Origin of the sequence: Streptomyces angustmyceticus (assembly GCF_040701845.1) — a bacterium.
In the GTDB taxonomy this organism is placed as follows: Bacteria; Actinomycetota; Actinomycetes; order Streptomycetales; family Streptomycetaceae; genus Streptomyces; species Streptomyces angustmyceticus_A.
Genome location: NZ_JBFBHQ010000008.1, coordinates 60933 through 83501, shown reverse-complemented (window position 1 = coordinate 83501; position 22569 = coordinate 60933). Strand labels below are relative to the sequence as shown.

15 protein-coding genes are annotated in these 22569 nt (G+C 72.4%); 11 read left to right on the top strand and 4 right to left on the bottom strand.

All coding sequences use genetic code 11. From position 1 onward, the window contains the following. Positions 1 to 112 precede the first annotated feature (112 nt). Positions 113 to 1294, top strand: coding sequence for a polyamine ABC transporter substrate-binding protein (locus AB0411_RS19775; RefSeq protein WP_366418585.1), 1182 nt, complete (start codon positions 113 to 115; stop codon positions 1292 to 1294). A gap of 110 nt (positions 1295 to 1404) precedes the next feature. On the opposite strand, the gene AB0411_RS19770 is transcribed toward AB0411_RS19775, so the two are convergent. Both AB0411_RS19770 and AB0411_RS19765 read right to left on the bottom strand, forming a co-directional pair. Beyond that, positions 1405 to 2427 (bottom strand): adenosine deaminase, encoded by a 1023-nt coding sequence (locus tag AB0411_RS19770; protein ID WP_366418584.1) that lies wholly within the window; start codon positions 2425 to 2427, stop codon positions 1405 to 1407. A 113-nt stretch (positions 2428 to 2540) separates the two neighbouring features. After that, the gene (locus AB0411_RS19765; protein WP_366418583.1) at positions 2541 to 3164 is read right to left on the bottom strand and encodes an NADAR family protein; all 624 of its coding nucleotides are present in this window, start codon (positions 3162 to 3164) and stop codon (positions 2541 to 2543) included. A 201-nt stretch (positions 3165 to 3365) separates the two neighbouring features. Between AB0411_RS19765 and AB0411_RS19760 the strand changes: the two genes are divergently transcribed. From AB0411_RS19760 to AB0411_RS19735, 6 genes are all read left to right on the top strand, one after another. Then, on the top strand, positions 3366 to 4883 hold the full coding sequence (locus AB0411_RS19760; RefSeq protein ID WP_366418582.1) for a gamma-aminobutyraldehyde dehydrogenase: 1518 nt from the start codon (positions 3366 to 3368) through the stop codon (positions 4881 to 4883). A 103-nt stretch (positions 4884 to 4986) separates the two neighbouring features. Further along, the gene (locus tag AB0411_RS19755) at positions 4987 to 6234 is read left to right on the top strand and encodes an ABC transporter substrate-binding protein (protein WP_366418581.1); all 1248 of its coding nucleotides are present in this window, start codon (positions 4987 to 4989) and stop codon (positions 6232 to 6234) included. A 58-nt stretch (positions 6235 to 6292) separates the two neighbouring features. Beyond that, entirely contained in the window at positions 6293 to 7456 is a 1164-nt protein-coding gene (locus AB0411_RS19750) for an ABC transporter ATP-binding protein (RefSeq protein WP_366418580.1), read from the top strand. Next, the gene (locus tag AB0411_RS19745) at positions 7453 to 8391 is read left to right on the top strand and encodes an ABC transporter permease (RefSeq protein ID WP_366418579.1); all 939 of its coding nucleotides are present in this window, start codon (positions 7453 to 7455) and stop codon (positions 8389 to 8391) included. The genes AB0411_RS19750 and AB0411_RS19745 overlap by 4 nt, the downstream gene beginning before the upstream one ends. Beyond that, complete coding sequence (locus tag AB0411_RS19740) at positions 8391 to 9239, top strand: ABC transporter permease (RefSeq protein ID WP_086718798.1); 849 nt, start codon at positions 8391 to 8393, stop codon at positions 9237 to 9239. The genes AB0411_RS19745 and AB0411_RS19740 overlap by 1 nt, the downstream gene beginning before the upstream one ends. Before the next feature lie 5 nt (positions 9240 to 9244). Continuing rightward, positions 9245 to 10663, top strand: a complete 1419-nt coding sequence (locus AB0411_RS19735) for an NAD(P)/FAD-dependent oxidoreductase (RefSeq protein ID WP_403149639.1) — start codon at positions 9245 to 9247, stop codon at positions 10661 to 10663. A 211-nt stretch (positions 10664 to 10874) separates the two neighbouring features. Here the strand turns inward: AB0411_RS19735 and AB0411_RS19730 are convergent, their stop codons facing one another. Together AB0411_RS19730 and gabT are read right to left on the bottom strand one after the other, a co-directional pair. Continuing rightward, a complete protein-coding gene (locus AB0411_RS19730; RefSeq protein WP_366418578.1) occupies positions 10875 to 11675 on the bottom strand; it encodes a phosphatase PAP2 family protein in 801 nt (266 codons plus the stop codon). A 717-nt stretch (positions 11676 to 12392) separates the two neighbouring features. Then, complete coding sequence (gene gabT / locus AB0411_RS19725) at positions 12393 to 13742, bottom strand: 4-aminobutyrate--2-oxoglutarate transaminase (protein ID WP_366418577.1); 1350 nt, start codon at positions 13740 to 13742, stop codon at positions 12393 to 12395. A 278-nt stretch (positions 13743 to 14020) separates the two neighbouring features. On the opposite strand from gabT, the gene AB0411_RS19720 reads away from it, so the two are divergent. From AB0411_RS19720 to AB0411_RS19705, 4 genes are all read left to right on the top strand, one after another. After that, positions 14021 to 16237: an ATP-binding protein gene (locus tag AB0411_RS19720; RefSeq protein WP_366418576.1), complete on the top strand. Its 2217-nt coding sequence runs from the start codon at positions 14021 to 14023 to the stop codon at positions 16235 to 16237. Positions 16238 to 16564: 327 nt separating this feature from the next. Beyond that, complete coding sequence (locus tag AB0411_RS19715; RefSeq protein ID WP_366418575.1) at positions 16565 to 18211, top strand: PucR family transcriptional regulator; 1647 nt, start codon at positions 16565 to 16567, stop codon at positions 18209 to 18211. Between the two features lie 340 nt (positions 18212 to 18551). Then, on the top strand, positions 18552 to 20012 hold the full coding sequence (locus AB0411_RS19710; RefSeq protein ID WP_366418574.1) for an aldehyde dehydrogenase family protein: 1461 nt from the start codon (positions 18552 to 18554) through the stop codon (positions 20010 to 20012). Between the two features lie 504 nt (positions 20013 to 20516). Continuing rightward, positions 20517 to 22436: an acyl-CoA dehydrogenase family protein gene (locus tag AB0411_RS19705; RefSeq protein WP_366418573.1), complete on the top strand. Its 1920-nt coding sequence runs from the start codon at positions 20517 to 20519 to the stop codon at positions 22434 to 22436. The last annotated feature ends 133 nt before the right edge of the window (positions 22437 to 22569 follow it).

Sequence of the window (22569 nt, the reverse complement as noted above, 5' to 3'; positions counted from 1 at the left end):
AGCTGCACCGTCGGGCGCCACGGAACGCTCGACACACCGTCGCGGGCGGAGGCCCGGCAATGGACGCTCTGTCTCTTGCCGCCTCCGCCCGCGGCACGTGAGAGTGCTCGCCATGGCTGATCTTTCGCGGCGTGCGCTGCTCCGAGGTGTGGGCGGAATCGGTGTGACGGGGGCGCTGGCCGCCATGCCCGGCTGCGGGGTGCCGCCCGCCTACGTCAAGGAGGCGGACCGCGGGGGAGCGGACCGGTCCGCGCGGGACCACCGGCTCGTCTTCGCGAACTGGCCGCTCTACATCGACGTCGACGACCGCCACAAGCAGCGCCGGCCCACCCTCGACGCCTTCCAGCGGCGCACCGGGATCTCCGTCACGTACACCGAGGAGATCAACGACAACGACGAGTTCTTCGGCAAGATCAGCCCGTCGTTGATGAACCATCAGAGCACCGGCCGGGACCTGATCGTCATCAGCGACTGGATGTGCGCCCGGTTCGTACGGCTGGGATGGGTCCAGAAGATGGACCGGGCGGCTCAGCCGCATGTCGCCGCGCACCTCGACCCGCTGCTGCGCACCCCGCACTTCGACCCGGGCCGCACCCACTCCGTGCCCTGGCAGTCCGGGATCACCGGCATCGCCTACAACCGCAAGAAGCTCGGCCGGGAGATCAAGCACACCTCCGACCTGTGGAAGGACGATCTGCGCGGCCGGGTCACGCTGCTCTCCGGGCTCGACGAATCGTTCGCGCTGCTGATGCAGGGCGAGGGCGTGGACATCACCCGCTGGACCGCCGACGACTTCCACCGCATGATCGACCGGGTGCGCGGCCTCGTGCACAAGGGCCACATCAGGCGGTTCACCGGCAACGACTACATCAAGGACCTGGACTCCGGCGACGTGCTCGCCGCGCAGGCCTACTCGGGCGATGTGATCCAGCTCCAGGCGGACAACCCGGACATCGAGTTCGTGGTGCCGCAGGAGGGCGCCGAGCTCTGGGCGGAGAGCCTGCTGATCCCCAACCTCGCCGAGCACAAGCGCAACGCCGAGCGGCTGATCGACTACTACTACCGGCCGGAGGTCGCCGCGGAGCTGGCCGCCTGGGTCAACTACGTCTGCCCCGTACCGGCCGCGCGCGAGGTGCTGGCCTCCTCCAAGGACAAGGAACGCGCCGCGCTCGCCGAGGACCCGCTGATCTTCCCCGATGACGCGATGCGCAAGCGGCTGGCCATCGCCCGCGACATCACCTCCAAGGAGCGACCCGAACTCGCCAAGGAGTGGAACGCGATGGTGGGGCTGTAGGGGAGGGAAGCGCCCCCTGCCGTTCCGCCTGCCGCCCCGCCCGCCGTCCCGCCCTTCGGTGCGGGCCGGCGGGGCGGTGGCGGGCGGTCACGGCCCGGGAGTCGTGATGGCTAGCCGCGCCAGGCGGCCGTGTAGGTGTCGATCTCTGCCGTCAGGCGGGTCTTGGCGGCGGGGTCCATGAAGGAGGCGGTGACGGCGTTCTTGGCGAGGCCGGCCACCCCTTCGGCGTCCAGGCCCAACAGGCGGGCGGCGACGCCGTATTCGGTGTTGAGGTCCGTGCCGAACATCGGCGGGTCGTCGCTGTTGATCGTGACCAGCAGGCCCGCGTCGACCATCTCCTTGAGCGGGTGCTCCTCCAGGGTGCGCACCGCGCGGGTGGCGATGTTGGAGGTGGGGCACACCTCCAGCGGGATGCGGTGCTCGGCGAGATGGGCGAGCAGCGCGGGGTCCTGGGCGGCGCTGGTGCCATGACCGATGCGCTCGGCGCGCAGTTCGGTGAGGGCGTCCCAGATGGTGCCGGGGCCGGTGGTCTCCCCGGCGTGCGGCACGGAGTGCAGGCCGGCGGCGAGGGCGCGGTCGAAGTACGGCTTGAACTGCGGGCGCGGGACGCCGATCTCGGGGCCGCCGAGCCCGAACGAGACCAGGCCCTCGGGCTGCAGGTCACAGGCGATACGGGCGGTCTCCTCGGCGGCCTGCAGCCCGGCCTCGCCCGGGATGTCGAAGCACCAGCGCAGCACCACGCCCAGCTCGGCCTCCGCGGCCTTGCGGGCGTCCTCGATCGCCTCGACGTACGCCGCGTCGGGGATGCCGCGGCTGGTCGAGCTGAAGGGGGTGACGGTCAGCTCGGCGTAGCGGATCTGCTGCCGGGCCATGTCCCGGGCGACCTCGTACGTCAGCAGCCGGACGTCCTCGGCGTCGCGGATCAGGTCCACGACGGAGAGGTAGACCTCGATGAAGTGCGCGAAGTCGCGGAAGGTGAAGTAGTCGACCAGCGCTTCGGGGTCGGTGGGGACGGCGGAGTCGGGGTGCCGCGCCGCGAGTTCGGCGACGATACGCGGTGAGGCCGATCCGACGTGGTGGACGTGCAGCTCCGCCTTGGGCAGGTCCGCAATGAAGGCATCGAGACCGGACAACGGTTCCTCCTGTCAATGAGTGCGCGCGGTGCGCGGAGGGGCTCGGTCATGCTAAGCGGGGCGGGGGCGGCCGTGGGGCGCAGGTCCGCCCACCGGCCCGGGCCCGGACCGGCCTACGGCTCCCGCCCGTCCCGTTCCCGCAGGGTCTGCCGCGCCGCCATCAGCGCGAAGCCCAGCAGATTCAGGCCCCGCCAGCGGGCGGGGTCCGCTGCGCGCTCGTCATCGGCGGCCAGGCCGATGCCCCATATCCGGTCCACCGGGCTGGCCTCCACCAGCACCCGGGAGTTCGTGCCCAGCAGGAACTCCCGCAGGGCGGCGTCCTGGCCGAATTTGTGGACGCTGCCCTCGACGACCAGGGCGAAGCGGTGCTGCCGCCATATCTCCTCGTCGAAGCCGCGGACCCGGCGCCCGGCGTCCTTGGCCTGCCGGGGATGCCGCGCCGCGAGGACGTGCCGCTCCGCCTCCGCGTCGGAGAACAGCCGGGCCTTGCCGGCCATCATCCAGTGTTCGGCGGTGGCGTAGCGGACCCCGCCGACGGTGAAGGGGGAGGGCCACCACTGGCTGAAGCAGCTCACGCCGAGGCTGCCGTCGCGCCGGGGGCCGTGACCCCAGAAAGGGACATACCTGACGCGCCGGCCGGCGGCGGCCGCGCGCCGGAGTTCCTCGACCGAACGCGGCCCGTCCGCGGCGTGCCCGGCCGCCTCCCCCGTGGTGATCCCCGCGCTGTCGTGCATCATGCCGGGATTCTGTCAGCGGGCACTGACAACGTGTCGGGGCTGATACCGCGAGAATCGCAGAATTCGTCGCGTAACCAAAAGGCAACAACGGAATCCCTTGTTGAGACCCTTCTACTCTGTCAAGATCAGCCATCGATTCCGGAAATAGCTACGCCAGGCAGTGCCGCTGAGCGGCCTCGGTGCCCGGCGGAGGAGAGCACCATGGATCACCGATTCGATGCCACCGAGCGGTTCGCCGAGGGCGCCCAATTCATCGCAGGCAGTCTCCGCAGCGGCAGTTCCGGCCGCACCCAGGCCGTCGTGGACCCGGCGACAGGCGAGACGGTGTACTCCTACGAACTCGCGGGTACGGCGGATGTGGACGCCGCCGTACAGGCCGCGGAGCAGGCCTTTCCCGAGTGGGGCGGCGCCACGCCCGGTGAGCGCTCCGACACCCTGCACCGCTTCGCGGCCGCGCTCGCCGAGGACGCCGCCGATCTCGCCGCCGCCGAATCGCTGAACTGCGGAAAGCCGATCAAGCTCAGCGAGGAGTTCGACGTACCGGGTTCGATCGACAACGCCGCGTTCTTCGCGGGTGCCGCCCGTCATCTGGAGGGCAAGGCGGCCGGCGAATACAGCCCCGATCACACCTCGGTCATCCGCCGCGAGCCCATCGGCGTCGTCGGCTCCATCGCGCCGTGGAACTATCCGCTGCAGATGGCCGCCTGGAAGGTGCTGCCGGCCATCGCCGCGGGCAACACCATCGTCCTCAAGCCCGCCGAGATCACCCCCTTCACCTCGCTGCTGTTCGCGCAGGCCGCACAGCGTGCCGGGCTGCCCGACGGCGTCCTCAACATCGTCTCCGGGGCGGGCCGGGACGCCGGTGAGCACCTGGTGGGCCACCGCTCCGTGGCGATGACCTCCTTCACCGGCTCGACCGGCGTCGGCAAGCGCGTCGCCGAGATCGCCACCGGCACCGTCAAGCGGCTGCACCTCGAACTCGGCGGCAAGGCCCCCTTCGTGGTCTTCGACGACGCGGACCTGGAGGCCGCCGTCCACGGCGCGGTCGCCGGCTCGCTGATCAACACCGGCCAGGACTGCACCGCCGCCACCCGCGCCTACGTCCAGCGCCCGCTCTACGACGCCTTCGTCAGCGGCGTCGCCGACCTGATGGCGACCGTACGGCTCGGCGACCCCTTCGACCCCGCCACCGACCTGGGCCCGCTGATCTCCCACACGCAGCGCGACCGGGTGGCCGGCTTCGTGGACCGGGCGCGCGGCTACGCCACCGTCGTCACCGGCGGCGAGGCACCCCGGGGCGAGCTGGCCAAGGGCGCCTACTACCGGCCCACGCTGATCGCCGGGGCCGCGCAGGACAGCGAGATCGTGCAGTCCGAGATCTTCGGCCCGGTGCTGGTCGTGCTGCCCTTCGACAGCGACGACGAGGGCATCGCGCTGGCCAACGACACCCCCTACGGGCTCGCCGCCTCCGCCTGGAGCCGGGACGTCTACCGCACCGGGCGCGCCACCCGCGAGATCCACGCGGGCTGCGTCTGGGTCAACGACCACATCCCGATCATCAGCGAGATGCCGCACGGCGGGGCCAAGGCCTCGGGCTTCGGCAAGGACATGTCGGCCTACTCCTTCGAGGAGTACACCCAGGTCAAGCACGTCATGTACGACAACACCGCGGTGGCCCGCAAGGACTGGCACCGCACGGTCTTCGGGGACCGCCCGTAAGGGACGCCCCGCCGGGCCCCCGGGCCCCTCTCCTGCGGCCGGCGCCGCGGGCCTCGTCACCACCGGCCGCGCGCCGGGCTCATCCCCTGAAAGGGCACCGCGCATGGAGCACCACGAGCAGCCCGAACCCCTGTCCCCGGCAGAACTCATCGCCATGCGCCGCAGTGCGACGAACGGCCGGCTCGCCATGACCCGCCGCTCGCTGCTGCGCGCGGGCGGCGCCATGGCGGCCACGATCGGCGGCCTCGGCGCCCTGGCGTCCTGCGGGATCCCGCCCGCGGGCCGTACGGACGCCGGCCGCTCCCAGGACCATTCCACGGCGGAGAAGCGCCTCAGCTTCTCCAACTGGACCGAGTACATGGACGTCAGCGAGGACGGCAAGCACCGGCCGACCCTGGAGCGCTTCACCCGGCGCACCGGCATCGCCGTCAAATACACCGAGGACATCAACGACAACGACGAGTTCTTCGGCAAGATCCAGGCCCAGCTGGCGGCCGGCCAGGACACCGGCCGCGATCTGATCGTGCTCACCGACTGGATGTGCGCACGGATGATCTCCCTCGGCTGGATCCAGCAGCTGGACCCGGCCAACCTGCCGCACGCCTACGCCAACCTCTCGGCCCAGTACCGCGACCCCGCCTGGGACCCGGGCCGCGCGCACTCCTACGTGTGGCAGGGCATCCCGGCGCTCATCGCGTACAACAAGAAGGCCACCGGCGGGAAGAAGGTCGACTCCGTCAGCCAGCTGCTGGAGGACCCGCAGCTCAAGGGCCGGGTCGGCTTCCTCTCCGAGATGCGCGACAGCGTCGGCCTGACGCTGCTGGACATGGGCAAGCGGCCCGAGGACGTCACCGCGGACGACTACGACGCGGCCCTCGCCCGGCTCCAGAAGGGCGTCGACTCCAAGCAGATACGCCGCTTCACCGGCAACGACTACACCACGGACCTGGACAAGGGCGATCTGGCCGCCTGTGTGGCCTGGGCGGGCGACATCGTCCAGCTCCAGAACGACAACCCGGACATCGCCTACGCCATCCCCAAGTCCGGCTACATGACGTCCACCGACAACCTCATGGTGCCGAACAAGGCCCGCCACAAGCAGAACGCCGAACGGCTCATCGACTACTTCTACGAGCCGAAGGCGGCGGCCCGGCTCGCGGCGTACATCAACTACGCCTGCCCCGTCGACGGGGTGCGCGAGGAGCTTGCCAAGATCGACAAGAAGGCGGCGGAGAACCCGCTGATCCTGCCGGACAAGGAGATGGCCGCCCGCTCCCACTCCTTCCGCGCCCTGAGCGCCAAGGAGAACAAGGAGTTCGCCCAGAAGTTCTCCGACCTCACCGGCGCCTGACCCCCACCTCCCTGGCCCGCCCGAGCCGCTTCGCCCTCCGACCCCCGGGACGACCGACATGACCCACTCCGCGACCCCCCAGAGCAGTGGCGGCGACGTCCGCCTCCACGGGATAAGCAAGACCTACGGCTCCTTCACCGCCGTCCATCCGCTCGACCTGACCGTCCCCGCGGGCTCCTTCTTCGCGCTGCTGGGCGCCTCGGGCTGCGGCAAGACCACCACCCTGCGCATGATCGCCGGACTGGAGGAGCCCACCACCGGCACCGTCGAACTGTCGGGCCGCGACGTCACCGTCCTGCCGCCCTACAAGCGGCAGGTCAACACCGTCTTCCAGAACTACGCGCTCTTCCCGCACCTGGACATCTACGAGAACGTCGCCTTCGGGCTGCGCCGCCGCGGCATCAAGTCCGTCAAGAAGCAGGTCGAGGAGATGCTCGACCTCGTCCAGCTCGGCCCGATGGCCCGCCGCAAGCCGCAGCAGCTCTCCGGCGGCCAGCAGCAGCGCGTCGCGGTCGCCCGCGCACTGATCAACCACCCGCAGGTACTGCTCCTCGACGAGCCGCTGGGCGCCCTCGACCTCAAGCTGCGCCGCCAGATGCAGTTGGAGCTCAAGCGCATCCAGACCGAGGTCGGCATCACCTTCGTGCACGTCACCCACGACCAGGAGGAGGCCATGACGATGGCCGACACCGTGGCCGTGATGAACGGCGGCCGGGTCGAACAGCTCGGCGCCCCCGCCGACCTCTACGAGAACCCCGCCACCACCTTCGTCGCCAACTTCCTGGGCACCTCCAACCTCATCGAGGCCGAGGTCGTCGAGGCCGGCGGCGAGGAACTGCTGCTCAAGGCCGGTGACGCCAAGCTCCGGCTGCCCGCGGGACGGTGCAGCGCCCCGGCCCGCACCGGCGAGAAGGTGCTCGCCGGCGTCCGGCCCGAGAAGGTGGCCCTGGCGCACGCCGACGACGCCGGGTCCATCGCCGACGGCCGCAACCGCCTGCCCGCGCGCATCAAGGACGCCAGCTTCATCGGCGTCTCCACCCAGTACGTGATCGAGGCCCCGGGCCTGGGCGAACTCGCCGTCTACGAGCAGAACATCGAGCGCGACGGGCGCCTGGTCCCCGGCGCCGAGGTCGTCCTGCACTGGAGCCCGGCGCACACCTTCGGACTGGACGCCGCCCAGGACCGGCAGGCCGGCGCGGACCTCGACGAGGAGGCCGCGTGACCACGACCGAGACACCCGCGCCACCGGACGGGCAGACCGAGGCCGCGGCCACCGCCCTGCGCAAGACCCCCGCCCGCAAGCGCCTCGTCCCCTACTGGCTGCTGCTCCCCGGCATCCTGTGGCTGATCGTCTTCTTCGCCGCCCCGCTCGTCTACCAGGCGTCGACCTCGATCCAGACCGGCTCCCTCGAAGAGGGCTTCAAGGTCACCTGGCACTTCGCGACGTACTGGGACGCGCTCGGCGAGTACTGGCCGCAGTTCGTGCGCTCCGTGCTCTACGCCGCCACCGCCACCGTGCTCTGCCTGCTCCTGGGCTACCCGCTGGCCTACCTCATCGCCTTCAAGGCCGGGCGCTGGCGGAACGTCGTGATGATCCTGGTCATCGCCCCGTTCTTCACCAGCTTCCTGATCCGTACGCTCGCCTGGAAGACGATCCTGGCCGACGGCGGTCCGGTCGTCGGCGTCCTGAACTCGCTGCACGTCCTGGACGTCACCAGCTGGCTGGGCGTCACCGAAGGGCAGCGGGTGCTCGCCACCCCGCTCGCCGTGGTCTGCGGACTGACCTACAACTTCCTGCCGTTCATGGTCCTGCCGCTCTACACCTCGCTGGAGCGCATCGACCCGCGCCTCCACGAGGCCGCCGGCGACCTCTACGCCCGCCCGTCCACCACCTTCCGCCGGGTGACCTTCCCGCTGTCCATGCCGGGCGTCGTCGCGGGCACCCTGCTCACCTTCATCCCGGCCGCCGGCGACTACATCAACGCCGAACTGCTGGGCTCCACCGACCAGAAGATGATCGGCAACGTCATCCAGTCGCAGTTCCTGCGGGTCCTGGACTACCCGACCGCCGCCGCCCTCTCCTTCCTCCTCATGGCGGCCATCCTCGCCATGGTCACGATCTACATCCGCAAGTCCGGGACGGAGGACCTGGTCTGATGGCCGTCCACGAGACCACCGAAGCCACCGCGGCCCGCACCCCGAACCGTGGCCTGCGCTGGCTGCGCCGCAACATCGTCACCCTCGCCGGCCTGTGCACGCTGGGCTATCTGGTCCTGCCGAACCTCGTGGTGATGGTCTTCTCCTTCAACAAGCCCAACGGCCGCTTCAACTACCAGTGGCAGCGCTTCTCCACGGACGCCTGGAGCGATCCGTGCGGCGTCGCCGACCTGTGCGGTTCGCTCGGCCTGAGCCTGCAGCTCGCGCTCTGGGCCACCCTCGGCGCGACCGTCCTCGGCACCATGATCGCGTTCGCGCTGGCCCGCTACCGCTTCCGCGCCCGCGCCGGCGTCAACACCCTGATCTTCCTGCCGATGGCGATGCCCGAGGTCGTCATGGCCGCCTCGCTGGCCACCCTCTTCCTCAACATGGGCATCCAGTTCGGCTTCTGGACGATCCTCATCGCCCACATCATGTTCTGCCTGAGCTTCGTGGTCACCGCCGTCAAGGCCCGGGTGATGAGCATGGACCCACGGCTGGAACAGGCCGCCCAGGACCTCTACGCCTCACCCGTCCAGACCTTCCTGCGGGTGACGCTGCCGATCGCCGCCCCCGGCATCGCGTCCGGCGCCCTGCTGTCGTTCGCCCTGTCCTTCGACGACTTCATCATCACCAACTTCAACGCCGGCTCCACCGTCACCTTCCCCATGTTCGTCTGGGGATCGGCACAGCGGGGCACGCCCGTTCAGATCAATGTCATCGGCACGGCGATGTTCCTGATCGCCGTGGCATGCGTAGTCGTCGGCCAGCTGGCCGGTGCCCGCCGCAAGAGGAGCAAGAGGAGCTGAGAACCATGGCACGAGCTGCCATGACCCCGTCCGCCGCGCATGCGCTCGCGGACGCCGAACCCACCCCCTTCTGGCTGGCCGACAAGGACCGCCCGGCCGCCCGGCCCGCCCTCGTCGGCGACGAGACCTGCGACCTGCTCGTCGTCGGCGGCGGCTACTCGGGGCTGTGGACCGCGCTGATCGCCAAGGAACGCGACCCCCAGCGCGATGTCGTCCTCATCGAAGGCGCCGAGATCGGCTGGGCGGCCTCCGGGCGCAACGGCGGCTTCTGCGCCGCCTCCCTCACCCACGGCCTCGGCAACGGCCTGGCCCGCTGGCCCGAGGAGCTGGCCACCCTCGAAGCGCTCGGCATCCGCAACCTCGACGCCATCGAGGAGGCCGTCGCCCGCTACGGCATCGACTGCGCCTTCGAGCGCACCGGCGAGATCGACATCGCCACCGAGCCCCACCAGGTCGCCGAACTCGAGGAGTTCGCCGAGGACGCCGCGGGCCTCGGCCTCGACCGGCACACCTTCCTCGACCAGGACGCCCTGCGCGCCGAGGTCGACTCGCCGACCTTCCGCGCCGGCCTCTGGGACCGCGACGGCGTCGCCATGCTCAACCCGGCCCGCCTCGCCTGGGGCCTGAAGCAGGCCTGCCTCGGCCTCGGCGTCCGCATCTACGAGCGCACCCGCGCCACCGCCCTCGCCTCCGAGGGCCTGGGCATGGCCGTCCGCACCCCCTACGGCCGGGTCTTCGCCCGCCATGTCGCGCTCGGCACCAACGCCTTCCCGTCGCTGGTCAAGCGGGTCCGCCCGTACATCGTCCCGGTCTACGACCACGCCCTGATGACGGAGCCGCTCTCCGACGAGCAGCTCGCCGCCATCGGCTGGAAGAACCGCCAGGGCCTCTCGGACTCCAACAACCACTTCCACTACTTCCGCATCACCGAGGACAACCGCATCCTGTGGGGCGGCTACGACATCGTCTACCGCTACGGCGGCGGGATCCGTGCCGAATTCGACCACCACCCCGCCACGTACGAGAAGCTCGCCCGGCACTTCTTCCGCTGCTTCCCGCAGTTGGAGGGCCTGCGCTTCACCCACACCTGGGGCGGCGCCATCGACACCTGCTCCCGCTTCTCGGCCTTCTTCGGCACCGCCCACGCCGGCCGGGTCGCCTACGCCGCCGGCTACACCGGCCTCGGCGTCGGCGCCACCCGCTTCGGCGCCGAGGTGATGCTCGACCTGCTCACGGGCGAGCGCACCGAGCGCACGGAGCTGGAAATGGTCCGCAGCAAGCCACTGCCCTTCCCGCCCGAGCCACTGCGCTGGGCCGGCATCGGCATCACCCAGTGGTCCATGACCCGGGCCGACACCCACGGCGGCCGCCGCAACCTGTGGCTGAAGGCCATGGACAAGGTGGGGCTGGGGTTCGACAGCTGAGGTGAGACGGGGGCGGGCGACGGGGGTGCCCGCTCCTTCGCGTGCGGCAGGGTGGCCGGTGGGCCGCGGGCGGGCCTCGCCCGCTCCCCCGTACGGCCGGTGGGCCGCGGGCCTCGTCCGCCTCCGCGCGGGCGGCCGTCCTCCGGCGCGCCGCCTGGCCCCTGCCTCCCCCTTGCGCGCGGGACGCCGGGCGGGCCCGCCGCGGCCGGGCTCAGGCCCCGTCCGCCCCCGCCTCGCCGGTCGTCCTCCGGCGCGCCGCTCGGCCCCCGCCCCCGACGGACCACCGGCCGCACACCGCGCACCACACGGCGAGCAGCACCCCGGCCAGGCACCAGCTGCCGAGCACGTCCAACGGCCAGTGATAGCCCCGGCGCACCAGGCCGAGGCCGACGCCCGTATTGAGCAGCACGACCGCGGCGGTGAGGGCGACCGTGGTGGCAGTGGCAGTGGCAGTGGCAGTGGCAGTGGCAGTGGCAGTGGCAGTGGCAGTGGCAGTGGCAGTGGCCGTGCCCGCCGGAGCGTACGGACGGGCGGTCGTGCCGTCGCCGGTTCGCGTCCCCCGTAGGCCGCGGACCAGCAGCAGCCCGGCCACGCCGTACGCCACGGCCGCCGTGGCGCCATGCCCCGACGGGTAGAAGGCGGCCGCGTCACCGGCCATCTGCGGCGGTCCCGGGCGCGCGATCCAGAGCTTGAGCGGGACGACCAGCGCGGGAACCGCGGCCAGTGCGAGGCCGGCGGCGAGCGGCGGCAGCCACCAGCGCACCGGAGCGGGCCCACGGGCCGGGCCCTCGCCGTCCCGGCCGCCGCCCCGTGACCCGCGTTGTCCCTGCCACCCCAGCCATCCCGTCCACACCATCACCACCACCAGTACCGGCAGTGCCACCGCCGTATTGCCGAGATCGGCGAAGAACTCGGCGGCCCCGGAGGGAACGCTTCCGGCGGCAAGGGCGCGGCCGAGCCGTTCATCGAGGGCGCGCAGCGGACCGTGACCGGCCACCTGCCAGGTGAGCACGGCGAAGAGCAACGCGCTGAACAGCCCGGCGGTCAGAGGTGAGAAGAGGGAGAAACCGCGACCCGACGGGTCCGCGGAGCCCGGAAAAAAGGTCGGCCGCCTCGGAACAGGGGGGGTGGTTCCGAGGCGGCCGCGCTGACCGGTGTTCCGCGCGCCCCGGGGGGTATGGGGCGGGCGGACATCCGATCGGTGAGGATTCCCGGAGCCCCCTTTGCCAGGGGTCCCGGTGTTGTGCGCGAGGGCACGGCCTGATCGGAACCGGGGAAGCGCCGACCGGGCGTCGCCCGCAGTCCCCTGCGAGCGGGGTGTTTCTCTCATCTGCAGGAACCGTACGGCACGGCGGGCGCACCCGACAGTCGCATTACCCGGCCGCCATCGGCCCCGCACATCTTCTTCACGCCATGCCTCCAGTTACGCACGTCCGCACGGAAATGAACGCGAAAATGAGTACAGAACGGACAGAAAACAGGCGGAGTGAGGACGGGGGAGGGGCAGGGGCGGGAGGGGACGGCCGGGGGCGGGGCGCGGAGCGGAGCGCGTCCTCGGGCACCGACGCCGAGGGCCGCCACGGGCACGAAAGGGCACGGCCCGGGACACGACGTCTGCCGTGTCCCGGGCCGTGCCGGGGTTCTGCCCGCGCCGGTGCTCAGGCCGAGAGCACCTGTGCGCAGCACCCGGGCGGATCGCCCTGCGCGGCGCGCCCGGGGTGCGGGTCGCTCAGAGCGCGGCGAAGGCGCCCTCGAGGATGTCCAGACCCTCGTTGAGCAGGTCCTCGCCGATGACCAGCGGCGGCAGGAAGCGCAGCACGTTGCCGTACGTACCGGTGGTCAGGACCAGCAGGCCCTCCTGGTGGCAGGCCTTGGCCAGCGCGGCGGTGGCCTCCGGGTTCGGCTCCTTGGAGCCGGACTTGACCAGCTCGATCGCGATCATCGCGCCGCGGCCGCGGACCTCGCCGATGACGTCGTACTTCTCGGCGATGGCGTGCAGGCGGGCCGTCATGACCTCGCCGATCCGCCGGGCCTTGGCGTTCAGGTCCTGCTCGCGCATGGTCTCGATGGAGCCCAGCGCCGCGGCGCAGGCCACCGGGTTGCCGCCGTAGGTGCCGCCCAGGCCGCCCGCGTGCGCCGCGTCCATGATCTCGGCGCGGCCGGTGACGGCGGCCAGCGGCAGACCGCCGGCGATGCCCTTGGCCGTCGTGATCAGGTCGGGGACGATGCCCTCGTCCTCGCACGCGAACCACTGACCCGTACGGCAGAAGCCGGACTGGATCTCGTCCGCGACGAAGACGATGCCGTTCTCCTTCGCGAAGTTCGCGATGGCCGGCAGGAAGCCCTTGGCCGGCTCGATGAAGCCGCCCTCGCCGAGCACCGGCTCGATGATGATCGCCGCGACGTTCTCCGCGCCGATCTGCTTGGTGATCTGCGAGATGGCCTGGTCCGCGGCCTCCTGCGCACAGTTCTCCGGGCCGGTCAGCCAGCGGTAGGGGTAGGCCACCGGGACGCGGTAGACCTCGGGCGCGAACGGGCCGAAGCCCTGCTTGTACGGCATGTTCTTGGAGGTGAGCGCCATCGTGAGGTTCGTACGGCCGTGGTAGCCGTGGTCGAAGACGACGACCGCCTGGCGCTTGGTGTGCACGCGGGCGATCTTGACGGCGTTCTCGACGGCCTCCGCACCGGAGTTGAACAGCGCCGACTTCTTCGCGTGGTCGCCCGGCGTCAGCTCCGCCAGCTGCTCACAGACCTCGATGTACGGCTCGTACGGCGCCACCATGGCACAGGTGTGGGTGAAGGCCTGGAGCTGCGCGGTGGCCCGGCGGACGACCGCCTCCGCGCTGTTGCCCACCGAGGTCACCGCGATGCCGGAGCCGAAGTCGATCAGGGAGTTCCCGTCCACGTCCTCCAGGACACCGCCGCCCGCGCGCTTGACGAAGACGGGCAGCACGGCGCCGACGCCGGCGGCCACCGTGGCCTGCTTACGGGCCCACAGCTCCTGCGACTTCGGGCCGGGGATCGCGGTGACGACGCGACGCTCCTGGGGGAGGGCCGGGCCTCCGGACAGTTCGGTCATGGCAGTCTCCTGGAGTGGAACGGGGGAACGTACAAAGGTGTTGTTCTCGCAGGCTAGGGGCGGCCGGGCGGGTCTGGCATGTTCCGTTCGGGAGAAGTGCGCGTGTTGCGTTGTCCGCACCGGACATAGCGGCGGCCCACGGCCAGTAGATTGTGCGGCGGCGCGCCCGGCGGCCGCGGACACCAGCGCGGGCATGACAATGACACCGCGGCCGGACGACGCGGCCGCCGGCGCCATGACGCAGCAGGCCACGGCTCAAGGGGGACAAGGGGCACCGGATGGACACCGAGGGCACGCACGACGCAGAGCACACCGCTCCCCAGCCGCCGGACGGAGCGCACCGACCCGAACCCGCGGTGCCGCGCCCCGCGGCACCGCCCACGCCACCGGCCGCCGCGCCGCGCACCCCGCCACCGCCCGCCGCCCGGCCGACCGTGCCGGCCATGCCCGCCGGCCCTCCGGGCACCGCGCCCGGCGGCCCCGCGGCCCCCGAACCGCCGGTGCTCAAGTGGCTGCGCACCCCGCGCCCGGCGGCCGCACCCGGCATCTGGACCTACGGCCACCGGCCCCGTGCCGCACAGGAGCCCGACCGGGTCCCCGGACGGCAGCTGATCAGCGGCGCCGTGATCTCGTTCCTGTGCGGGTGGCTGCTGTGGTCGTTGCTGATCAACAGCTATCTCGGCGGTTACTGGCTCTGGCCGTTGCTGCTGCTCACGCCGGAATCCTGGCGGATGGCCGGCGGCAACCAAATGGCCTACGTCTGGGCCACCTACGTCTACTACGGGCTGGTGCTGGCACTCCTGGCCGTCGTCTTCGGCCGAATGGGGCGCTGGCCGGAGCTCGTCCGCCGTTCCCTGGGGCCGCTTTTCGGCCGCTTCCGCAACCGCGCCCACGCTGCCCCCAAACCCCACCCCGCCGCCGACCGGGCCCAGTGGCCCGACCTGCGGGCGCACGGTGCCGCGGACGCCGCGGACAAGCTGACCGACGAGGCGCGGGCCGGCCGGATGAACGATGTCGATGTGGCCAGGATCGAGCGTGCCTGGCGCTCGGTGCGGTCCGGCAAGAACTCCCTGGCCTCCTTCACCGACACCGTGCTGCGGCACGGCGCGGCGGCCTGTGCGCACCCGTCGGGGCGGCGTGATCTGCCCCGACGGACCGCCCACCACGATCTGCTCGCCCACCAGGTCCGGATCGGCACCGCCGCCGACCATCACCGCAACCCGTATCAGCACCGCGGCGCAGGATGTGCCCTGGACCCCGCGGTGTTGGGCACCTCGCTGCTGGCCGTGGGGCCGGCCGGCAGCGGCAAGACCACCCGGGTCGTCAAGCCGGTGGTGGAGTCGATGTGCCTGCAGGCGCTGGCCGGACAGTCCGCCGTGATCGTCGTCGGCCCGGCCGGATCCGACCTCGGCCCTGACGACGCATTCGACGTGGTGGTCAGGGTCGGCCGGCCGGACCCGGACTGCGACCTCGATCTGTACGGCGGCACCACGGATCCCGACGAGGCGGCCGGCATCCTGGCGGAGGCCCTGGTCGGCGATCTCGCGGGGCAGCTGCCGGGTGGCGACAGCCGTCGTGCCGCGACCACCCTGGCCCAGCTGCTCGGCCCCTTCCGGGCCGCCCACGACCGCTTCCCGACCGTTCCCGAGCTGCGCGAACTGCTGGACGGTGCGCCCCGGGCGATGTCCGCACTGCGCACCGCCCTGCAGGACGCCGGCGCCGACACGCTGCTGCGCGAACTGGACGCCCGCGCTCGTCAGTCGGAGCGCGCCGGTGACGTCGGGGTGCTCCTCGCCGACCGCATCGCCCTCCTGGACCGGCCCGCCTTCGCCGCCTTCTTCGATCCGACGGGCGGCACCCGCCAGGTCTCCCTGCGCGCCCTGGACCATCCGCTGCGGGTCCGTATCGAACTGCCCGAGCGCGGCCATGCGGAGGCGTCGCGGATCCTGGCCCGGCTGGTGCTGGCGCAGTTCACCGAGTGCGCGGTGGCCCGCGGCGACCGCTCGCTGTTCGCCTGTCTGGTGCTCGACGAGGCCGCCCACACGATCACGGCGGAGGCGCTGCGCGGGCTGCAGCGGCTGCGCTCGGCGAATGCCGGAGCGGTGCTGACGCTGCGCTCCCTGGACGACGTCCCCGACGCGCTGCGCGGCACGCTGCTCGGCACGGTCGGCTGCCGGATGGCGTTCGCCGGCGTGACGACGTGGGACGGTGCCCGGTTCGCCGAGGTGTGGGGCAAGGAGTGGGTGGAGACCCGCGATGTCACCGACCGTCAGATCATCGCGGAGGGCGCCGCGATGAAGGCGTTCCACATCTTCCGCCATCTGGTCACCGGCAAGGCGGCCACCGCCAAGGCCGTCACCGTGCGCACCGTGGAGCGGGAGCGCTGGTCGGCGTCCGATCTCGCCAATTCGGTGCCGCCCGGGCATGCCGTGCTGTCCGTGACCTCGGTGGCCGGGGAGCATGCGCCGCCGGTGCTGGTGGACCTGCGGTCCTGAGGGGGCCGACCGGGGGCGACGGGGACGATGACGGGGCGCCCGGCATGACACTTGCCGTGGCGGGCCCGCCGTCCCCTCCGGGGGCGTGTTGCGGGGAGGCGGGCGGATGTGGCCGGACCGGCGCTCCCCCGGATTCGTCCGCTGAGGCAGAATCGACAGTGGCCGTTCATACGAGGCGGCGTAAAAAATCGGTCAGTGGCCGGTCAGCGGCAGTCGTCGACGGTCGTCGGTGGTCGTTGGCTGGTCATCGGCCGGTCGTCGATCGGCCGGTCGGTGGCCGGTTGCCGTCCGGTCGTCCCTCGCAGTCGTCGACGTCATGAAGGTCCCATGCCGCACACCCTCGCTTCCCTGGTCAACCACACCGCGCTCAAGCTGACCGTGCTCGCGGGCGAGGGGCGTCTCGACGTGCCGGTGCGCTGGGCGCACGCCAGCGAGCTGATCGATCCGGTGCCCTACATGGAGGGCGGGGAACTGCTGCTGATCACCGCGCTCAAGCTGGACGCGGAGGACGCGGAGGCGACGCGCAGGTATGTGCGGCGGGTCGCGGAGGCAGGGGTCGTCGGGCTGGGGTTCGCGGTCGGGGTCAATTACGAGGGCGTGCCGCAGGCCCTGGTCGACGCGGCCGGGGAGCAGGGGCTGCCGCTGCTCGGGGTGCCCCGCAGGACCCCGTTCATCGCGATCAGCAAGGCGGTCTCGGCCGCTGTCGCCGCCGACCAGTACCGCGCGGTGACCGCCGGGTTCGAGGCGCAGCGGGAGCTGACCCGGGCGGCGCTGAGCGCTGAGGGGCCGGCCGAGCTGCTGGCCCGGCTCGCGGCGCATCTGGACGGCTGGGCCGCGCTCTACGACGCGTCGGGCGCGGTGGTGGCCGCCGCCCCGGACTGGGCGGCCCGCCGCGCGGCCCGGCTCGGCGACGACGTCGGGCGGCTGCGCGAGCGGCCCGCCCCCGCCAGCTCGGTCGTCAGCGACACGGACGGCGACGACCGCGTCGAACTGCAGTCGCTGGGCACCGGACGCCGGGCCCGCGGTGTGCTCGCGGTCGGCACCGGCGCGCCGCTGGGCACGGCCGAGCGCTATGCCGTGCACTCCGCGGTCGCGCTGCTCACCCTGACCACCGAGCGGTCCCGGGCGCTGCAGGACGCCGAGCAGCGGCTCGGTGCCGCGGTGCTCAAGATGCTGCTCGCGGGGGAGCCGGACCATGCCCGGGCGGTGGCGGGCCGGCTCTACGGCGGGCTGCTGGACGCACCGTTCCGGATGGTGGTCGCGGAGCCGGTGGCCGGCGAGGAGCAGACCTCCCCGGCGTCCGCGGGTGCCGGGGAGTCGGGGGTTCTCGACGGGCTGGCCGACGCGATGGACTCCGCGGCCGCGCGGACCGGCGAGGCGGTACTGGCCGTGCCGGACGGCGGCCGGCTGATCGTGCTGGTCGCGGACGGCGGGTCGGCCGCGGAGGCCTGTGCCGCGTACGCCGCCGAGGCCGATGCCCGCGCCGGTGCCCGGCCGCGCTCGGGCGGCCGGGCGGGGCGGGCCGAGGCGGGCCACGGCGAGGGCGTGGCCGTCGGGCTGTCGGCGCCGACCGGGCCGATGGCCGCCGCGAACGCCTACCGCCAGGCCGAACAGGCCCTGTCGGTGGCCCGCCGCCGAGGCCGAGCGCTGGTCGAGCACGAGGACGTGGCGGCCGGCTCCGTGCTGCCGCTGCTCGCCGACGACGCCGTCCGAGCCTTCGCGGACGGGCTGCTGCGGGCGCTGCGGGAGCACGACGCCCGGGGCCGCGGCGATCTGGTGGCCTCGCTGCGCGCCTGGCTCGCCCGGCACGGCCAGTGGGACGCGGCCGCCGCCGACCTGGGCGTGCACCGCCACACCCTGCGCTACCGGATGCGGCGGGTGGAGGAGATCCTGGGCCGCTCGCTGGACGACGCGGATGTCCGGATGGAGCTGTGGCTGGCCCTCAAGGCGACGTCGGGGGGACAGGGGGAGTAGGGCCGTCCCCCGGGCGCCGCGCCCCGGGCGCCGCGCCCCGGGCGCCGCGCCCCGGGCGCCGGGCCCTGGGGGCCGGGGCCGTCCCCAGGAGGTGAGCCGCCGCCCCTCCGCCGGCAGGCGCCCGCCCCCTCCGTCACCCCACCCCCCGGTGCTCGGAGGCCCCCGCCACCACGGTCCCTTCGCTCCCCTCCACCGCGGAGAGACCGCCCCACCGATTTCTACGCTTCGGACAAACGCCACGGCGCCGCCGCACCCCTACCGTGGATCCCGAGTCAAAACCGCAGAGCCGCTCGCTGAGCCATGCGCATCACCCACCACTTCTGAAGGGCCGGGTTCCACTGTGCCGATCCCCACTGATGCAGCCCCCACCGCCTTTTGGCTCGCCGGCCGCGAGGCCACCGGCGAGGCCACCTTCGACGTCACCTCTCCCTGGGACGGACGCCTCGTCGGCACGGTGAGCGTCCCCACCGAGGCCCAGGTCGAGGAGGCCGTCGCCGCCTCCGTCGCGGTCCAGGACGAGCTCGCCGCCACCCCGGCGCACGTCCGGGCCGCCGCACTGGACCATGTGCACCGCCGGCTGGTGGAGCGCACGGAGGAGATCGCCCGGCTGATCTCCGCGGAGAACGGCAAGCCCATGAAGTGGGCGCGCGGCGAGGTCGGCCGGGCCGTCTCCGTGTTCCGTTTCGCCGCCGAGGAGGCCCGCCGCTTCAACGGCGGCGAGGCGCAGCGCCTGGACACCGACGCGGGCGGCGCCGGCCGGCTCGCCCTGACCCGCCGCTTCCCGCGCGGCACGGTCCTGGGCATCGCCCCGTTCAACTTCCCGCTGAACCTCTGCGCCCACAAGATCGCCCCGGCCATCGCGGCCGGCGCCCCGATCATCCTCAAGCCGGCGCCGGCCACCCCGCTCTCCGGCCTGATCCTCGGTGAGCTGCTGGCCGAGACCGAGCTGCCGGCCGGTTCCTGGTCGATCCTCCCGGTGCCCAACGACCGGATGCCGGCGCTGGTCCAGGACGAGCGGCTGCCGGTCGTCTCCTTCACCGGCTCCGAGAAGGTCGGCTACGCCATCCTCGACTCGGTGCCGCGCAAGCACTGCACCCTGGAGCTCGGCGGCAACGGCGCGGCCGTCGTGCTGCCGGACTACTCCTCCGAGGCGGACCTGGACTGGGCGGCGCAGCGCATCGCCACCTTCTCCAACTACCAGGGCGGCCAGTCCTGCATCTCGGTGCAGCGGGTGATCGCCGACGCCTCCGTCTACGACCGCCTGGTGCCCAAGATCGTGGCGGCCGTCGAGGCGCAGGTCACCGGCGACCCGTCGGACGACGCGACCGAGGTCGGCCCGCTGGTCGACGAGAACGCGGCCAAGCGCGTCGAGTCCTGGGTGGACGAGGCCGTGGAGCGCGGCGCGAAGCTGCTCGCGGGCGGCAAGCGCGACGGCGCCTCCTACGCGCCGACGGTGCTGGCGGACGTGCCCGCCGACGCCACCCTCGCCTGCGAAGAGGTCTTCGGCCCGGTGCTCACCCTCAAGAAGGTCGACGGGGAGGCGGAGGCCTTCGCGGCCGTCAACGACTCCAAGTTCGGCCTCCAGGCAGGCGTGTTCACCCATGACGTGCAGACCGCCTTCCGCGCCCACCGCGCGCTGGAGGTCGGCGGCGTGATCGTCGGCGATGTGCCGTCCTACCGCGCCGACCAGATGCCGTACGGCGGCGTCAAGCAGTCGGGTGTGGGCCGCGAGGGCGTGCGGTTCGCGATGGACGACTACACCTACGAGCGGGTGCTGGTCCTCACCGGCCTCGCGCTGTAACCTCCGCCCGACCCGGTCCGGACCGGTGGACAGCGACGGCCGCCCCTTGGGCCGTATCACCAACCGGACCCCGGCCGGCGCACCCCCCGGCGCCGGCCCCCGACGCGGCGCGCTCCGGCACCCTGTTCCCGGAGCGCGCCGCGTCCCCCGTTTCCGGCATCACCTCTCCCGCCATGCCGGATCTTGACGTTAAGCGGCCCTGCCCCCTTGCTTCCTCCTGTCTGAGGGGGAGCCGTGGCCGTCCTCCGGGGGAGGAACGGGGGCCGTCCGTACTACCAGCGCGGTATGCCGCACCCCCCGAACGGCGGAGGTCGGCGAGCGGCCCCGGACCCGCGCCGGGGGGTATGTCCCGCTTGGCGTGGAGTGGTCTTCCGCGCGGCCATCTCCCGCCGCCTCCCGTGGTGCAACCCGTGCGGATCGGGTAACTCTCACAAGTAGCGCTGTCCAGCGGCCGACCGGCCCGCCGGCGCTGAACTCCCGATCCCGCGGCGAGGTGAGCTCCTGATGACCGCTCCATCCATCCGCAACGTTTCCGAGCGCGAAGCACGCCAGGTCGCCGAGGCGGCCCGCGAGCAGGACTGGCGCAAGCCCAGCTTCGCCAAGGAACTGTTCCTGGGGCGTTTCCGGCTCGACCTCATCCATCCGCACCCGACCCCCGCGGTCGACGACGTGCGCCGCGGCGAGAAGTTCCTCGCCACCCTGCGCGACTTCTGCGAGACCGAGATCGACGCCGCCCGGATCGAGCGCGAGGGGCAGATTCCGGACGAGACCGTGCAGGGGCTCAAGGAACTCGGCGCCTTCGGCATGAAGATCGACCCGAAGTACGGCGGTCTGGGGCTCACCCAGGTCTACTACAACCGGGCCCTGGCCCTGGTCGGCACGGCCAGCCCCGCCATCGGCGCGCTGCTCTCCGCGCACCAGTCGATCGGCGTGCCGCAGCCCCTGAAGCTGTTCGGCACCAAGGAGCAGAAGGAGACCTTCCTGCCGCGCTGTGCCCGTACGGACATCTCGGCGTTCCTGCTGACCGAGCCCGACGTCGGCTCGGACCCGGCCCGGCTGGCGACCATGGCCGTCCCGGACGGCACCGACTACGTCCTCGACGGGGTCAAGCTGTGGACCACCAACGGCGTGGTCGCCGACCTGCTGGTGGTGATGGCACGGGTCCCCGCCTCCGAGGGCCACAAGGGCGGCATCACGGCCTTCGTCGTGGAGGCCGACTCACCCGGCATCACGGTCGAGAACCGCAACGCCTTCATGGGCCTGCGCGGCCTGGAGAACGGGGTGACCCGCTTCCACCAGGTGCGCGTCCCCGCCGCCAACCGCATCGGCCCCGAGGGCGCCGGCCTGAAGATCGCCCTCACCACCCTCAACACCGGCCGGCTCTCGCTGCCCGCGATGTGCGTCGGCTCCGGCAAGTGGTGTCTGAAGATCGCCCGCGAGTGGTCCGCGGCCCGCGAACAGTGGGGCCGGCCGGTCGCCCGGCACGAAGCCGTCGGCGCCAAGATCTCCTTCATCGCCGCCACCACCTTCGCCCTCGAAGCGGTCGTCGACCTCTCCTCGCAGATGGCCGACGAGAACCGCAACGACATCCGCATCGAGGCCGCCCTCGCCAAGCTCTACGGCTCGGAGATGGGCTGGCTGATGGCCGACGAACTCGTCCAGATCCGCGGCGGCCGCGGCTACGAGACCGCCGACTCGCTCGCCGCCCGCGGCGAACGCGCCGTCCCCACCGAGCAGATGCTCCGCGACATGCGCATCAACCGGATCTTCGAGGGCTCCACGGAGATCATGCACCTGCTGATCGCCCGGGAGGCCGTGGACGCCCACCTGTCGGTCGCCGGAGACCTGATCGACCCCGACAAGTCCCTCGCCGACAAGGGCCGGGCGGCGGCCAAGGCCGGCGGGTTCTACGCCCGCTGGCTGCCCAAGCTCGTCGCCGGACCGGGCCAGCTCCCGCGCACCTACCAGGAGTTCGGCGAGCTGGCCGGACACCTGCGGTACGTCGAGCGGACCTCCCGCAAGCTCGCCCGCTCCACCTTCTACGCGATGTCCCGCTGGCAGGGCCGGATGGAGACCAAGCAGGGCTTCCTCGGCCGGATCGTGGACATCGGCGCCGAGCTCTTCGCGATGAGCGCCGCCTGCGTCCGCGCCGAGTACCTGACCGAGACCGGTGACCACGGCCGCGAGGCGCAGCAACTGGCCGACGTGTTCTGCCGGCAGGCGCGGATCCGCGTCGAGGAGCTGTTCGGCCGGCTGTGGACCAACACCGACGAGCTGGACCGCAAGGTCGTCGACGGGGTCCTCGACGGCAGCTACACCTGGCTGGAGGAGGGCATGATCGACCCCAGCGGCGACGGCCCCTGGATCGCCGACGCCACCCCCGGCCCGAGCAGGACGGACAACGTCCGCCGCCCCATCCGCTGAGCGGCCGCGCCCGCCCGCGCCCCGGGGCCGGTCCCCACCCGGACCGGCCCCGGGGCGCGCGGTACGCCACGGCCGGGGCCCGCACGATCCGCAGGACCCGCCCTAGGTGTCCGTGGCCCCCCGGCGACCGGCC

Coding starts and splice junctions, on each gene's coding strand:
- AB0411_RS19735 (WP_403149639.1), top strand. CDS start 9,245: ATGGCACGAGCTGCCATGACCCCGTCCGCCGCGCATGCGCTCGCGGAC.
- AB0411_RS19775 (WP_366418585.1), top strand. CDS start 113: ATGGCTGATCTTTCGCGGCGTGCGCTGCTCCGAGGTGTGGGCGGAATC.
- AB0411_RS19720 (WP_366418576.1), top strand. CDS start 14,021: ATGGACACCGAGGGCACGCACGACGCAGAGCACACCGCTCCCCAGCCG.
- AB0411_RS19750 (WP_366418580.1), top strand. CDS start 6,293: ATGACCCACTCCGCGACCCCCCAGAGCAGTGGCGGCGACGTCCGCCTC.
- AB0411_RS19765 (WP_366418583.1), bottom strand. CDS start 3,164: ATGATGCACGACAGCGCGGGGATCACCACGGGGGAGGCGGCCGGGCAC.
- AB0411_RS19755 (WP_366418581.1), top strand. CDS start 4,987: ATGGAGCACCACGAGCAGCCCGAACCCCTGTCCCCGGCAGAACTCATC.
- AB0411_RS19740 (WP_086718798.1), top strand. CDS start 8,391: ATGGCCGTCCACGAGACCACCGAAGCCACCGCGGCCCGCACCCCGAAC.
- gabT (WP_366418577.1), bottom strand. CDS start 13,742: ATGACCGAACTGTCCGGAGGCCCGGCCCTCCCCCAGGAGCGTCGCGTC.
- AB0411_RS19715 (WP_366418575.1), top strand. CDS start 16,565: ATGCCGCACACCCTCGCTTCCCTGGTCAACCACACCGCGCTCAAGCTG.
- AB0411_RS19705 (WP_366418573.1), top strand. CDS start 20,517: ATGACCGCTCCATCCATCCGCAACGTTTCCGAGCGCGAAGCACGCCAG.
- AB0411_RS19760 (WP_366418582.1), top strand. CDS start 3,366: ATGGATCACCGATTCGATGCCACCGAGCGGTTCGCCGAGGGCGCCCAA.